Raw genomic sequence first — 15,138 nt, 5'->3', positions numbered from 1 at the left:
CCCCTTTTCATTTTTTATAAAATTTCATAACCCGGTAATGTTAAAAATGGTACGAATTCATCATTTCGAACGAGATTTGTAAACAACGTTGTCGCCTCTTGGAATCTCCCTTTCTTAAAGGCTTCCTTACCAATCTCTCTTTCTATTTTTGCTAATTCTTCTTCTTTTAGCTCTTCCATTAATTCAAGCGTAATATTACGACCATCATTTAGTTTTCCACCTTCATGACGAATCCATTGCCATACTTGTGCTCTTGAAATTTCAGCAGTTGCCGCATCTTCCATTAAGTTATAAATGGGTGCTGCTCCCCGTCCGCTTAACCAAGATGCAATATATTGAATACCTACGCTAATATTCATGCGAAGGCCCTCTTCTGTAATCGTTCCCACCGGTACATCTAGTAAATCGTTTTCTGTTACGCATATTTCTTCACGTTTTCTAAAAATTTGATTCGGTGTTTTCATAATGTGATTAAATACTTCCATTGCAACCGGTACAAGTCCAGGGTGGGCAACCCAAGTCCCGTCATGACCGTCTAAAGCTTCGCGCTCCTTATCAGCACGCACTTTTTCAAAAGCTGCTTCATTTGCTTCTGGATTATTTTTAATCGGAATTTGTGCCGCCATTCCTCCAATTGCTGGTGCATTACGGCGGTGACACGTTTGAATTACTTTCAAAGAATACGAACGCATAAATGGCGCTGTCATCGTGACTTGTGCTCTATCTGGTAGTAAGAATTTATTATGATTACGGAAACTCTTTAAAAAGCTAAAAATATAATCCCATCTTCCACAGTTTAAGCCAGCAGAATGATCTTTTAGCTCATACAAAATTTCATCCATTTCAAACGAAGCGTGAATCGTTTCCAGTAACACAGTTGCTTTAATCGTTCCATTTGGAATGCCGATATATTTTTGAGCAAATACGAATACATCATTCCATAATCTCGCTTCTAAATAACTTTCCATTTTCGGTAAGTAAAAGTATGGGCCGCTCCCTTTTGCTAAAAGAGCTTTCGCATTATGGAAAAAGTACAAGCCGAAATCTACTAAGCTACCTGACATATTTTCCCCATCAACTTGCATATGCTTTTCCTCTAAATGCCATCCTCTTGGACGTACAATGAGTACAGCTGTTTTCTCATTTAATCTATATTCTTTCCCTTTATCATTTTCATGTGAAATCGTTCCCTTTACTGCATCTCGTAAGTTGATTTGACCTTCCACTGCATTTTCCCAAGTTGGTGAATTCGAATCTTCAAAATCCGCCATAAAAAGATGCGCTCCTGAATTTAAAGCGTTAATGACCATCTTTCTATCTACCGGTCCAGTAATCTCTACGCGGCGATCCTCTAAGTCTTTTGGCAGCTTGGCAATTGTCCAATCCGCTTCACGTATGTGTTTTGTTTCTTCTAGAAACTTCGGAAACTCCCCTGCATCAATTCTCTTTTGTTTTTCTACACGTTTTTGTAAAAGTTCTATGCGGCGCTCATTAAAATTCTCATGTAGTTCCTTCAAAAAACTAAGCACCTCAGGTGTCAATATTTCGTTGTACGCTGGTAACATTTCTCCCACGAGTGTAACCCGTGAAGTTTGCGTCGACATATTAGCATCCCCTTCTTAAACTGTTTTATAACAGATTTGATTTCATGTTTTATATTATATAACAAATCTTCGGAAAAGGAAGTTTTTTTTGAAAATTCATTTCACTTTTTTCAAAACGCCATGCTTTCGCGCTTTATTTCATACAAAAAAGGTCGCTGTTATACAACAACGACCTTTTTTGTATTATTTTTTAATTTCACTTTGACTAGTTAAACTTTATTACTGCCCTTGTTCCATATCATGCAATATTGCTCTATGTAAAAACTGTGCGTATTGTTCTCTCGTTACCTTCATAGTCGGACCGAATTTACCTTCTCCGATTCCCATTGTAATACCATTTGTTTGTACTGCACTAATTGCATTCGTTGCCCATGAATTTGCTGAAACATCATTAAAGTTATGAGATCCCTTTGCCTGTAAGTCAAAAGCATTCGTAAGAACTTGTGCCATTTCCGCACGCGTTAACGTCGCCTTCGGTCTAAAGTTTCCATTCTCGTCTCCCTGGAAAATTCCCATTTCCGTTAAAGCCAATATCTCCTCGATAAAGCTTGTTGAATTTTCATCGATATCTCCATATGGGTTTTCATATTCATCTTGTTCTTCCATATCAAACACACGGTAAATTAAAGCTGCAACTTGCTCACGTGTTACATTATCCCCAAAACCGAATATTCCATCGCCATATCCCAAAATAATTTCTTGTTCCGCTAATTCATGAATCGCCTCATATGCCCAATGTCCTTTTGGTACATCTTTAAATACAATTGTATTTGTTTTTTGCAACGGTGCACTTTCCGCTTTTACATTGTTACTCTCTGCTGAGAATAACACCCCACCCATAATTGTTAATGCTGTAGCTGTTTTTAATAATTTTTTGCTCATTACATTTCCTCCCCAATATGTATATGTTTTTTCAAATATACATAACAAATAGTATAGTAACAATATATTTTCCGACACATTTCGTGACGGTTTTGTGAATCATATTACACATCATGTCTTTTTTATGGGGTTGATTATAAAGCTTATGTATAACATTAAAAATACACAAAAACGAATAATAATTCTTTGTTAAACAAATAAAAAAAGCACAAATATTTCTATTTGTGCTTTCATATTTCACTCTATCTCCAATCCTCTTTCAAATGATAATTAATAATCGCATTATTAATAAATTGAGCATATTGTTCTCTAGGTACAGGGCGATTTAATTCATACATGCCATTCCCAGTTCCTCTTACAACATTATTAGATTGTAGCGCACTAATTGCATCTTCTGCCCAGTGGCCTTTTGGAATATCTTTAAATGTATGTTTTTGTTTCGTTTCAAAAGTAAATGCTCGTTTTAAAATGACAGCCATTTCCGCTCTAGAGACTGGTGCTTTCGGCCTAAAGTTCCCTTGCCCATCCCCTGTAAAAACACCACGTTTTGTTAACGCCAAAATTTCCTTTTTAAAAGTTGTTGTACTATCAGAAATATCTTTATACGGATTCGCTACTGATCCTTCTTCTTTCATTTCAAGTGTTCTGTAAATAATACCAGCTACTTGTTCACGTGTTGTAAGATCACCAACACCATACTTCCCGTTTCCATACCCTAATATAATTTTATGATATGCTAAATCCATAATAGCGTCATATGCCCAAAACCCGTATGGAACATCTTCAAACACAATCATTTGTGGATACTCTTCCGCTTTTACAGACGTCACATTTGTCCCTGCAAATATACCTCCTGCCATTGTCGCAATCATCATTACACCCAATATTTTTTTCTTCATCGTCCTCTCTCCCTATTTCATTCAAATAAAATGAACCTCATTGTTTCAGGAGTACTATTTTTTGGTGAATGTAAGATAAAATGCAAATCTTCTAGAAGAAATATTTCCACTACCTTTCTGCTTTATGCCTCCTTCTTTCTTTTTCAAAAAGGAAGTTGTCACATCTAAGGTGTTATATACTAAAACATTCTACAATCTCTTTATAAACTCCTTTTCACTTTACAACTTCCCTTTATTGGCGCGTAAAGGAGATGCCTAATGGAGGTTACTATATTCATGATTTATATTTCAGAGGTAGCATTCCTCTCCACTGATAACTCACCTTCTCTTCCCTTGCGAAAAGTTAGCGCCATCCCTACAAATATAAGGATAATCCCTACTACTTGCATACTAGTCAGTCTAAATCCGGTAAAGACAGTATCTAATAATATTGCAACAACAGGATCTAAAAACACTAATACAGAAATAATTCTCGTCGATAAATCTCTTAAACTGTCAAAAAATAAGTAATATACAAATCTAGTATGTATAGATCATCACCTTGAAAATGCCCGAAATCTAAGAATAGTAGTAATAAAAAAAGCATCCTTTTTTCTTAAAAGAGGATGCTTTTTTATATTTATTAACACTCAAATATGCTACTACTTTTGAAGAGTAAATTGGGCAACTATTTGTTTTAATTTTCCTGCTGCGTTATGCATATGTTCAATTGAAACCGAAATCTCTTGAACAGATTTTTCTTGCTGTTGAATAGACTCTTTTACCCTATCAGTTCGATCAGATGATCTTTGGGAAATTTGAGCCATGTCTTCTGCAGAAGCCGAGATTTCCTCACTACTCGCTGCAATTTCATCTGTAGACATAGATACCGTTTGAATTTGCTCAGATACTTGCTGTACTTTTTCTGTAATTGTTCCAAATACTTTTTCTGTATGCATTACTACTTGTGTACCTGCCTGTACCTCATTATCTACTTTCCCCATCATATGTACCGTATGGTTCGTTGTTCCCATAACTTGAGTAATAAGATTCTCAATTTGTTTTGCAGAATCACTAGATTGTTCTGCTAATTTCCGCACTTCATCTGCCACAATTGCAAATCCTCTACCACTTTCTCCAGCACGTGCAGCCTCAATTGCGGCGTTTAATGCTAATAAGTTAATCTGAGAGGTAATACCTTGCATAACATCAATAATTTTAACAATTTCTTCTGATTGTTCTTTCATATTCTCTACTTGTTTCACACCGCTATGTACCGAATTTTGGATTGTATCCATCTGTTGAATCATTTGTTTCATTAATTTATTACCATTCTCTGCATCTAATGCTGATTGAGCAGACAATTCATTTACAGAGGACGATGTATTGACTATACTCTGCATTCCTTGTGTCAACTCTTCCATCGCACCCGCAGTTTGTTCCATTGCTTGCATTTGACTCTCTGCACCATTTGCAACTTCTTCAATATCCATAGTGATTTTCTTCGCTGCACTACTAGATACTTCTGATGCAGATGCTACTCCGTCTGCATGTTGGAATAAAAGCTGAATATTATTCTCTACTTCTTGCATATTTGTTCTTAGCCCTGCAATCATCTCGTTAAAATTACTTACCAATACACCTAATTCATCCTTAGCATTATAATCACCATGTACAGTTAAATCTCCTTCTTTCGCTCTTTCCATCATACGACTAACCGTTTGTAACGGAGCAACTATAAGCCTACTAATAATATAACTTACTATACATATAACGATTGTAGTAACTACTACAAGAATGATAAAGGTAATAACGGATCGATCAATCATTTTTTGAGAATCTTTAAACACTTGATCAGCTAAGTTTGAAACATACGATTCTAGATCCACTGCATAACCAGCTAACTCTATTCCCTTCGGTTTTAATTCCTTCTGAAATTCATTTACCATTTGTGGCTCATTTGTTGCCTTCGCCTTTTCAAATAATTTTTTATATGTATCTTTATAACTTGGCAAAGATTTCTTCATCTTCTGGAACAGTTCATCCTCTTGCTTACTTAAATTAAAACCATCATCATATTCTTTTAATAAAGAATCATATTTTTTAAGATCCTTTTCAATATTATCAATTATTCCCTCTTTATTTGCCACTTCATTTTGTGATACCGTAATTAATTCTAATAAATTATATTCTAGTGAATTTTGTGTGCGAAGCATTCCTTCTAATAAAATTGCAGAATATTGATAATCATCTACTACAACCTCTGTATCGTGCTTAATCTTATTAATGGAATTAATTGCTACACCGCTCATAATTATCATACCTAAAACTGCTAATGAAATAAGCGCTAATAATTTATATTTCACTTTTAAATTTTGTAAAAAATACATTTTTCCACCTTTATTCCTTTATATATAGATTTTTAGAATTTTATAGCTTATTATTTACAAAATCTCAATAAAAAGCAATGATAAATATTCCCAATATCAAACTTATATCTCTATAAAAAAAGAAGTAGCTATCATGCTACTCCTTTTTGCTTTGTTTCTCATATTGTTCAAACGTATGAATTCTTTCAAAAATTGGTGGGTGCGTGTATAAGAAAAACTTCACTAACGCAGGCGGATTTACTTGGCTTAGACTTGTTTTTGATAAATATTGAAAAGTTTTCACACCAGATTTCCCGTCCTTCGTCATATTTAAAGCATATTGATCTGCCGCTCTTTCTTCTATACGTGAAACATAGTTTGTTGCTGGTTGTGCTGCAAAAGAGAGTACAGAAGAAATTAAGAAAAATAAAGGTAAAATGGAGGAACATGCCACTTTTGAAATTTGCAATGTATCTCCCCATTTGCGAATACACATATTTATAATACGACTAATTAAAAACATACCTATAAACGATAGCAACACATAACTTGCAACGCCAAAGTATATATGCTTCATAACATAATGTCCCATTTCATGAGCCATGATAAATAATATCTCTTTATCTTTTAACTGCTTAAGCGTTGTATCCCACATTACAATACGGGCGTTAGGACCAATTCCTGTTACGTAAGCATTTAATGCATTCGTTTTTTCTGACATATTTACTTCATATACGTGTTTAGCAGGAATGTCAGCTTTGTCTGCTATCGCTAAAATTTTCGTTTCTAATTCTTTATTTTTCAGCGTTGAGAAGTCGTTATAAAGCGGATCAATAACGACAGGCTGTATGAATGTTAAAAAGATTGTAAATGGAACAGAGAGCGCCCACCCTGCTAGCCACCACCTCTTCGGAAATTTACGGATAAGCCATAATAGAACGGTAACTACGATTAACATAGTCGCATAACTTTCCCAAAAACCGATAACATGATCTTTTATCCAGCTTTGTGTACTTTGTGTTGAAATGCCGTAATCAACGGATACTTTCCGGCCAATCCATTGCATCGGTAAGGCAAGCACTGTTGTCAGTAATGATAAATAAAAGAAATAAATCGCAACTTGCAAGACACTTATTTTAGTCGTTTCCTTCGACCATTTCTCAAACTTTCTTGAAATACCTAGCACAAGTACAAATAATAAAATAATCCATTCAAGAGGCGTCGCTAAAAAGTATAGTAAATTTTTCACACGCGAATAATCTTGGCTTAGCGTAAGCTCTCTAGCACTCATAAACGTTTCTGGATCTGCACTTGTTCCTTTATACATGTCCGGAATAAGTTCATGATTCCATCCAAATAAATACCAATATATAAGTAACGCAAATCCAACGTACAAAAAAAGCGACCAACCAATAACCTTCCTCACGCTATTCCCTCCTCTATGCTGCCTGTCTATTATTATTGTAAGTTCGTACACGCTAAATTAGAACAAGCTTATTATGTGAATTGCTCTGGATCTTTTTATTTACATAAAAAAACTCTTCTACATAAGAAGAGTTTTACCTATCTTTAAACACTTTCTTCGGTTCATAATCCGGAAGCACTTACAAACCAACGCCTTTTACATATCATATATACTCATAGTCTTGAAAAAATAGCGTCGTTATAATAAAGTGAAACTTTAATCAGTGGGGGTCTTACTGCCCGGCAAATAGCGGGATAATCGTAAAAAAATCCGATTAAAACTAGTACGTACCCTACTTGCTTTTTAGATAACATAAAGAGCCTCTTTAAGGAAGTACATCTATTAATAAACTAAAATCTTGTAAAGAGAAAGAACTATATTTCATAATACCCTGTACAGCTAAAAGTAAAATAAGACCGATCACACACATATAGTTAACGCTTTCTTCACTCTTTTTTTCAGTAACGACTCCACCACTTATACATAAAATCCCCAACAAATGAAGCGCTAAATACATGAAAAAGTAAACTTCCTCCCAGCGCAAAATAACATTCACTGTCGTTATTAACACTAGACTAAGTAAAATCAAATAAAAAAACTTATTTGATGATATCGTTTCATTCATATAATTTTATACATCCCTTTCAAATTTAGAATTAATGATGGTTCAAAGCTATAAAGTAAATGATTGTTTTCATACTATAAAACAAAAGGAAAGCCACTATTACTTTCTCAAATACTTTATGAACCCACATATACTTCTCTTCATTTTTTCTGAAGATGCGCTTCATCATTTCTTCTACAATTAGACCAAATATTAGTAAAACCCCTAACACAATAAGAAGAGAAATAATATTTTCTTTTAAATGAGTACTAGAAAATAAGTAATACTCTGGAAACACAAACGTATCTACTACAGGTTGAATCCAATTACAAAAGCTTCTATCACACATATCTGTAATAGACGTAGCATCTATAATGTCTTTTAATATTTTTTCAACCGTCTTCTTCATCTTATTTACTCCCGACTACATCTGAAAAGCTCTTTTCCTGCTCTGCATATATAGCTGGCACTTCTTTACTCCAATACTTGCGATTAACAAATAAAAAGATAAGTACTAAGTTTAATCCCGTTATAAAAATAATAAGTCCAGGAAAAAATGTCGTATAATTTGAGAAGTCTGCAAAACTCATAATTTTTTCTCTACTTATTAAAAAAGATGCGCCCATTACAAATACATTGTTTAACATATGTATTGCAATTGGCATGAGTAAACTTTCCGTACGAATATATACGATTGATAATACGATGCTGAATATGGCTGCACCGAGGAAATCAACATGTAACAACGCAAACAATATCGCTACAACGATGGTCGCTATGCTCGTTCCCCATTTTGTTGCAAAGCGTTGAAGTAAAAATCCGCGAAAAACAAACTCCCCGATAATTGGTGCGATGAATACAACCCTAATGACTTGATATACATATCCCCCAGTACTATCTATAATCGGTTCATGCAATGCATTCATAATAAAGTCCGGTGTGATCCATGCAAAACTATACATATACAAAATAAGATACCCGTAACTAAACATGCATAACATAACGGTAATGTATAAAACTTGTACCAAGTTAAATGTTTCATTTTTATTAACAAATAATGAAAATGAAATGTGGTGCTTTTTATACTCATAAGAAATCCATACCATCGGAAGGATATAGAATATAAGGATATTTATAAAAGAAGAATTTTGTATATGAAATATACTTGTTAGCAAATCGCCACTACTTCTCGCTATTAAAATTAATAGTGCAAATACAATTAAAAAATATCTAGCTCGCATCACTTGAAACGGGTTCACACTCATCTCCTCCCCTATGTTACTTTTATCATATCATTTGATTCTTAATTTTTTGCGAAAGAAAACCTTAAAATTTCCTTAAAAATTCCATAAGTTACAAAATGATGATATGATATTCGAGAAAATTAGGAGGGATATTTATGTACCAAGCAAATATTTTACTCGTTGATGATGAAACAGCAATTTTACAATTACTAACTACCATTCTTGAAAAAGAAGGCTTTTCTCATATTACAACTGCAACATCAGCTGAAATAGCTTTATCTCTAACTAAGCAAAACCATTACCATTTAATTATTTTAGATGTAATGCTTCCTGGACAATCTGGTTTTGATATTTGTCCAATCATTCGCCAACAAACAGATTGTCCAATTTTCTTCCTCTCAGCAAAAGCATCTGATTTAGATAAAATATCCGGATTTTCATACGGTGCAGATGATTATATTACGAAACCATTTAATCCATTAGAAGTAGTAGCACGTATGAAAGCACAGCTTCGGAGACATATGAAACAAACCGTACCACACGAACAAAAATCACACTCAATTTCATTTGGAAGATTTGAAATTGATCAGCACTCTGCAGAACTAACAGTAGATGGGCACATTGTCGAATGTTCTGCTCAACTCTTTCAACTACTACTCTTCTTTTGCGAGAATCCGAACTACGTATTTTCGAAAGAGGAAATATACGAAAAAGTTTGGGGAGCACCTGCCTATAATGGCGATGATAACACTGTTATGGTCCACATTCGAAAACTACGTGAAAAAATTGAACACGATCCAAGTAAACCAGAATATATAAAAACTGTTCGCGGCCTTGGTTATAAGTTCGTTACAAAGTAGGGTGACGATATGAATTTTAATAAACGACTTATTATTCAATTTATCATGCAACACGTTTTTGTTTTAGTTACATTACTTATCGCTGTAGTTGCTGCTTTTACTTATTTAATTTTTCTTCTTACTAGTACTTTATACGAACCTAATATTCCAGATTCTGATAGTTTTACAATTTCAAGATACATCTCTTCAGAAAATGGGCATATTTCATTACAATCTGAAGTGCAAGATTTAATAAAGGAGAAAAATGATTGGCTCCAAGTTGTAGATGAAAACGGAAAAATCCTCTACCACTTTAATACACCAAATGATGTTCCGAATGCTTATACGAAGACATCTTTAGTCGCATATATACAACATCATATCGAAAGTAATTATAAATTTACATATTGGGAAATTGAATTAGAAGAAAAGAAAGTACTTGTTATTTATGGTGGTATGTTAAAAAGCAATGCTTTACTGACAGCAATTCAAAAGGAGCATTCCTCTTTAACGATGGATTCGTTCACATTAACAGATCAAGAAAAACAGTTACTGTCTAAAGAAAAAGCAGCAATTCAAATATTTAATCAAAATGGCGAAGAGGTTTTTTCCTATACAACCGGAAAGAAAAAAATATTTTCAGCAATACAAATCGCACTTAATGAAAAAGAACCTTGGAATCATAAAGAAAACACGTCTAGCTTTTACGATGCAAATAGTGGCAACCTTCTCGTTGTAACTGCAAAAAATGAGCACTACTATCCAGATGACGAAATTGAAGATGTATTTACTAAGAAGTTTCTCATCGGATGCGGATTAATCCTTCTTATCGTATTTGTTTATTTAGTCATTCTTTCTATTTGGTATGGTAATAAATTCGGGAAACCGCTATTACATGCGATGCGCTGGCTTAAAAATATCGCTGGTGGAAAGTATGAAGAACCTATTAGTAAAAAAGGAAAGCCTGTCAGGTTCCGGCGATCTGGTAAAGAAAAATGGTCATTCCGTTTGTTTAGAGATGTGACAAGTTCACTAGAACACCTTTCTACTACACTCAAGAAAAATGATGCGATGAGGCAAGTACTTCAGCAAACACGAGAAGAATGGATTACCGGTCTAACGCATGATTTAAAAACACCACTTAGCTCTATATATGGCTACGCATTATTACTAGAATCGAATCAATACAACTGGACCGATCGTGATATTCAACAATTTGGTAGTGTTATGAAAGAGAAATCTCAATATATGACTACATTAATTGATGATTTAAGCTTAACGTATCAATTAAAAAATAATAGCCTTCCTGCACAGCACGTAAACGTTGAAATCAATCAGTTCGTCCAAAAAGTATTATTGCAATTTATTAATAATCCAACACTTCAAAATCAAAATATTGAATTCGTACCAAGCTCAAATAAAATTCAATATTTCATTGAAGAAAAATGGTTCCAGCGTATTATCGAAAACTTACTCGTAAATGCTGTAAAACATAATAACGAAACAACTACTGTCATCGTAAAACTATCACAAAACGCTAATTCCTTTACACTCTCTATTTCGGATGACGGAAATGGAATGGATGAAAAAACGAAAGAACTTCTATTTGAACGATATTACCGCGGAACAAACACAGAAGAAAGCAACATCGGAACTGGACTTGGCCTAGCCATTACAAAACAGCTCGTTCATGCTCATAACGGGACAATTTCCGTTGATAGTGCACTCGGAAAAGGAACGACGATTATTCTTGTATTTCCGTTTCGTTCGTAAGAAAGACGCTATGTGGCGTCTTTTTTTCTTTTCTGGGAGAGTTTTACGGTAATTGAAATTATGCGGATCGTTTTTTTGAGGTGTTTTAGCGGTATATGAAATTATATCGGCGATTTTCTAGATATATCGACTTACCGACAAAAACCGACAATACTAACCTACTTCCTCTACTACTATACAAAGTAAAAATAACCCTTCATAACTCACTATGAAAGGTCACTCCATATTTCAGCTATTTCCCTACTAACACAAACACATTCTCATCAGGTGCTTCCATTACTGCAACATGTCCTGATTCTGTTGGAAATGGTTCGCGGATCCACTTTACATCTTTATTATCTTTTAAACTCTCATACGTTTGTTGTACATCTTCTACTAATACTTCGACTTCCGTAAAATTAATATCCGGATGATTGCTTATTACTAACTCCGAACTTTTCTCATCTGGAAACTTCAATCCTATTAATGTCCAAATACCCCCTTCTTCTAGTTCTCTTTCTATCATCCAGTTTTGCTTCATTCCCATTTCTTTATAAAAAGAAACTGACCTTTCTATATTCTTCGTATGTATAGATACACATTCTAGTTTTTTGAACATTTTCCTATTTCCCCCTTTATAAAAAAGCGAACCATCTCCCAATGATTCGCTCTTACCCTATTATTTTTTCTTCACCGGTATCCAAAGCTCTACTTGTGCGAACTCACTCTTATCTTCGTGGCAACGCTCATCGTACAGTTCAAACTCTGTAACTCCGCAATGTTCATATCCTGAATGCGGGAACCATTCTGAGAATACTGCATTCCAAGTTTGGTGAATAGACGATACCATTTCTTCATGAGGAACTTTCGGCGTTGTAAATACTGCATATGTTGCTGCCGGGAAAGTACGCTTTGCAATTTCATTTGGTACATTTTCAAAATCTGTAACTTCCATTCCGATAATATAAGTGAAGTCTCCTGTTTCTAAATTAAAATCAGTACATAATCCAAGCTCTACCCATTGGCTCGTATCTTTACGATTCGGAATCGTTGTTCCAAGATCTTTTTGTAAATATTCTTGCCAAAATACTGGAATGTCTTGATGGTTTTTCCCTTCTTTACTTGTCGTCTTCAATTCATAACCCGCCACTAAAAATTCTGGTTTATTTACAATACGATATTCCATTTGTATGCCCCCTAAATACGGATTTAATTTTCTTTGCTTTACATTCACTCTGTAATACATCGGTGTTTCGATTTCTTGTTTTCGATATTCACTCGGTGTCATTTGAAATAATTTTTTAAAGGCTCTCGTGAACGTTTCGTGAGATTGAAAGCCATGCTCAAATGCGATATCAATAACTTTTTCATCCGTATGAGAAAGTTGATAAGCTGCCCGGGCTAACCTCCTCTTCCGAACATACTCCATTACTGTATCACCTACTAACGCCTGGAATACACGATGAAAATGCGACTCAGAAAAACCTGCAACCCGCGCTAAATTACGCAGCGTTTGTTTTTCCATTACATCTTCCTCAATATAATCAATGGACCTTTGAATTTGTGTTTCATAGCTTTCCATCTCTGTTCACCCGCCTTATATGTATTATGATAAAAGAGAACGCAATCCAATTCTTGACGTTTTTTACTATAATTTTAAAAACAAATGTAACTTTTTTATATGTATTTCGTTGTTATGTATGAAGGGAGGGAAATTAGTGAAACGCAAACAACCATTAGAAGACATTTATTCAGATCATATGCATGATTTATCCCACTTTAATGTGCAGTAAGACCCCCACCTCAAAATGCAGCGAAAGCAAAGAATTTAGGTGGGGGATCAACTGCCCATAAAAGTCCGATTGGTTCAACTAATAATCAGTGGGGGATGAAGAAAACCCCCACTGATTAAAGTTTCACTTTATTTCGCTATCTTCTCTCCCTAACCGGAGATTCCCACTATGCGGAAGATCTCATGCAAGAAACATTTTATCGAATGCTCGTCCATATTGATTATTATAAAGGCGAAGAAATTAGGCCGTGGTTATTTACGATTGCCTACAACGCCTTTATCGATTGGTATCGAAAAGAAAAAAGATATAAAACAACGACAGTTGAAGAATTCCATTTACCAAACGTGCCAAGTACAGAGCACTCTTATTTCGTAAAACATGAAATTGCTAGTTGGTTAGACAGTTTATCTTCTCTTCCCCTTGAAAGACGAAATGTGTTACTACTACGAGATTACTACGGATTCTCCTATAAGGAAATAGCAGAAATGACTGGTCTCTCATTAGCGAAAGTAAAAATTGAATTACACAAGGGACGAAAAGAAACGAAAAGCATAAAGGAGTGATAGGGATGGGTTGTACAGAGTTTAAAAAACTATGGGAGAAGTACGAAAACGGAACGCTCACGCATGATGAACAGGAAGAGTTAGAAAGTCATATTGAGACATGTGAAGAATGTGAAGCTTACTTAGATGAGTTGCTTTCGAAGAGTGAACCAATAAAGAAAAGGTTACCGCCACAAAATTTGAAAGTCCCGTTTCGGAGAATAAAGTGGAAACATCGCTTACAGACGCTTGGTTTCATCCTATCCATTTGTATCGTTATATATATAATCGGTGGAATATTATCTGCCTTTTATTTTCAATCTAATAACGATAAAAGGTTAGAAGAAATACGAAGTGTTCCCTCTCTTGCACTTGAAGCAACTATCCCAAATAGCCGCGTTATGGGGGACGGAACGAATGTAGAAGCCTTTTTCCGTACGAATAGCCACTTTAATGTAGTAAAAACGGTCGGTAAAAAAGAAATACCACTCGGTACATTAAAAACGAGTAGCTTCTTATCATCTGTAAATGTCCTAAATAACTCTTGGATGAATACATTCTATCAGCCAAAGCTCTTCTTTGTTCACCCAAAAACAGAACAGGGTGATTATTTAAAGGAATCTTCAAAAAAGGTATGGGATACACTTGCAAAAGTACATGAAGGGACCGTTGCAGAAATCGCAATTTCTTTTGACAAAGCTTACACTTTAAAGGAGCTAGAACCACTTTTATATAACGTATTTGAGGCACAAGAACCCCCTCCAACTCCTGTATGGTACGCTTTAGATACAGGACAAGAAAGAAAAAATGTAGATGACTATATCCTACATGGCGGAGAAGCTATAGGGTTTCCAGAACATGTAAGATTCCTCAATAATGAAACTGACGGGCAGAAAACGCAAGAAGACAAAGTAACCGAAATGATGCGCGTCCTTTCTATCCATAAAAAAACGGTAAGCAAAATAGCAGCGCTTTCTGAGAAAGAACTAAACTTAGATAAACGTTATCAATATGTAAAGGATAACGGTGTAAAAGTATACGGAATTGTTATTACCGGCCCATCGAAAGAGTTATTAAAATTACAAAACTCCCCGCACGTACGTTATGCGACTCTTGGAGATATTGAGATTTGGAATTGGTTTGATCATTAATAAAAAAGAAGTAGC

At 34.8% G+C, this 15,138-nt stretch carries 13 protein-coding genes and 3 pseudogenes; 4 read left to right on the top strand and 12 right to left on the bottom strand.

Annotated features, from left to right (window positions below; translation table 11 throughout):
* Window positions 1-14 precede the first annotated feature (14 nt).
* The 10 genes and pseudogenes from aceB to MHI26_RS05915 form a co-directional block, all read right to left on the bottom strand.
* On the bottom strand, window positions 15-1,604 hold the full coding sequence (aceB, locus tag MHI26_RS05955; RefSeq protein ID WP_061666453.1) for a malate synthase A: 1,590 nt from the start codon (window positions 1,602-1,604) through the stop codon (window positions 15-17).
* 219 nt (window positions 1,605-1,823) lie between these two features.
* The gene (locus tag MHI26_RS05950; RefSeq protein WP_061666451.1) at window positions 1,824-2,486 is read right to left on the bottom strand and encodes an S-layer homology domain-containing protein; all 663 of its coding nucleotides are present in this window, start codon (window positions 2,484-2,486) and stop codon (window positions 1,824-1,826) included.
* Between the two features lie 242 nt (window positions 2,487-2,728).
* Window positions 2,729-3,385: an S-layer homology domain-containing protein gene (locus tag MHI26_RS05945; RefSeq protein WP_061666450.1), complete on the bottom strand. Its 657-nt coding sequence runs from the start codon at window positions 3,383-3,385 to the stop codon at window positions 2,729-2,731.
* 281 nt (window positions 3,386-3,666) lie between these two features.
* Window positions 3,667-3,968 (bottom strand): annotated as a pseudogene (locus MHI26_RS05940) (EamA family transporter); the annotation flags it as partial.
* Window positions 3,969-4,026: 58 nt separating this feature from the next.
* Window positions 4,027-4,818 (bottom strand): methyl-accepting chemotaxis protein, encoded by a 792-nt coding sequence (locus tag MHI26_RS31560; protein ID WP_445290633.1) that lies wholly within the window; start codon window positions 4,816-4,818, stop codon window positions 4,027-4,029.
* 156 nt (window positions 4,819-4,974) lie between these two features.
* Window positions 4,975-5,754, bottom strand: a pseudogene (locus MHI26_RS31555) (MCP four helix bundle domain-containing protein); the annotation flags it as partial.
* A 136-nt stretch (window positions 5,755-5,890) separates the two neighbouring features.
* On the bottom strand, window positions 5,891-7,159 hold the full coding sequence (locus MHI26_RS05930; protein WP_061666446.1) for a M48 family metallopeptidase: 1,269 nt from the start codon (window positions 7,157-7,159) through the stop codon (window positions 5,891-5,893).
* 364 nt (window positions 7,160-7,523) lie between these two features.
* Entirely contained in the window at window positions 7,524-7,823 is a 300-nt protein-coding gene (locus MHI26_RS05925) for a DUF2101 family protein (protein ID WP_061666444.1), read from the bottom strand.
* Between the two features lie 31 nt (window positions 7,824-7,854).
* Entirely contained in the window at window positions 7,855-8,211 is a 357-nt protein-coding gene (locus MHI26_RS05920) for a hypothetical protein (protein ID WP_000754330.1), read from the bottom strand.
* 1 nt (window position 8,212) lies between these two features.
* A complete protein-coding gene (locus MHI26_RS05915) occupies window positions 8,213-9,061 on the bottom strand; it encodes a CPBP family intramembrane glutamic endopeptidase (RefSeq protein WP_061666442.1) in 849 nt (282 codons plus the stop codon).
* A 140-nt stretch (window positions 9,062-9,201) separates the two neighbouring features.
* Here MHI26_RS05915 and MHI26_RS05910 point away from each other — a divergent pair, with 140 nt between their 5' ends.
* Both MHI26_RS05910 and MHI26_RS05905 read left to right on the top strand, forming a co-directional pair.
* Entirely contained in the window at window positions 9,202-9,906 is a 705-nt protein-coding gene (locus MHI26_RS05910; protein WP_061666441.1) for a response regulator transcription factor, read from the top strand.
* A gap of 9 nt (window positions 9,907-9,915) precedes the next feature.
* Window positions 9,916-11,658, top strand: coding sequence for a sensor histidine kinase (locus tag MHI26_RS05905; protein ID WP_061666439.1), 1,743 nt, complete (start codon window positions 9,916-9,918; stop codon window positions 11,656-11,658).
* A gap of 232 nt (window positions 11,659-11,890) precedes the next feature.
* On the opposite strand, the gene MHI26_RS05900 is transcribed toward MHI26_RS05905, so the two are convergent.
* The gene (locus MHI26_RS05900; RefSeq protein WP_061666438.1) at window positions 11,891-12,256 is read right to left on the bottom strand and encodes a VOC family protein; all 366 of its coding nucleotides are present in this window, start codon (window positions 12,254-12,256) and stop codon (window positions 11,891-11,893) included.
* Window positions 12,257-12,316: 60 nt separating this feature from the next.
* On the bottom strand, window positions 12,317-13,219 hold the full coding sequence (locus MHI26_RS05895; protein ID WP_000446857.1) for an AraC family transcriptional regulator: 903 nt from the start codon (window positions 13,217-13,219) through the stop codon (window positions 12,317-12,319).
* A 339-nt stretch (window positions 13,220-13,558) separates the two neighbouring features.
* Here MHI26_RS05895 and MHI26_RS05885 point away from each other — a divergent pair.
* Both MHI26_RS05885 and MHI26_RS05880 read left to right on the top strand, forming a co-directional pair.
* Window positions 13,559-13,993 (top strand): annotated as a pseudogene (locus tag MHI26_RS05885) (RNA polymerase sigma factor); the annotation flags it as partial.
* A gap of 5 nt (window positions 13,994-13,998) precedes the next feature.
* Window positions 13,999-15,123, top strand: a complete 1,125-nt coding sequence (locus tag MHI26_RS05880) for an anti-sigma factor (protein WP_061666662.1) — start codon at window positions 13,999-14,001, stop codon at window positions 15,121-15,123.
* Window positions 15,124-15,138 lie beyond the last annotated feature (15 nt).

The sequence above is a fragment of the Bacillus sp. FSL K6-1218 genome (assembly GCF_038006445.1).
GTDB lineage: Bacteria > Bacillota > Bacilli > Bacillales > Bacillaceae_G > Bacillus_A > Bacillus_A thuringiensis_S.
This window is presented reverse-complemented; position numbering and strand designations above follow the sequence as displayed.